General features: G+C 42.1%; 1 protein-coding gene. It reads right to left on the minus strand.

All coding sequences use genetic code 11. The features are described from left to right. Positions 1 to 31 precede the first annotated feature (31 nt). Positions 32 to 232: a transcription antiterminator/RNA stability regulator CspE gene (cspE, locus tag EO083_RS09815; RefSeq protein ID WP_125337127.1), complete on the minus strand. Its 201-nt coding sequence runs from the start codon at positions 230 to 232 to the stop codon at positions 32 to 34. Positions 233 to 292 lie beyond the last annotated feature (60 nt).

The raw sequence follows: 292 nt of genomic DNA on the forward strand, positions 1-292 counted from the left end.
CTTCCGATCTTTGAATTCTTGCTGACGTATCTTACAGAGCGATTACGTTTGCAGCAGAAGGGCCTTTGGCACCGTTAGTGATTTCGAACTCTACGCGCTGACCTTCAGCAAGAGTTTTAAAACCATTAGTCTGGATTGCAGAGAAGTGTACGAACACGTCTTTGCTGCCGTCTTCCGGAGTAATGAAACCGAATCCTTTGGACTCATTAAACCACTTAACGTTACCTTTAATCTTAGACATCAAAATTACCTTTACATGAAAAATAGACACAAATGCTGTGTCGGTTACCAG

Origin of the sequence: Thermosipho globiformans (assembly GCF_003990895.1) — a bacterium.
GTDB lineage: Bacteria > Thermotogota > Thermotogae > Thermotogales > Fervidobacteriaceae > Thermosipho > Thermosipho japonicus.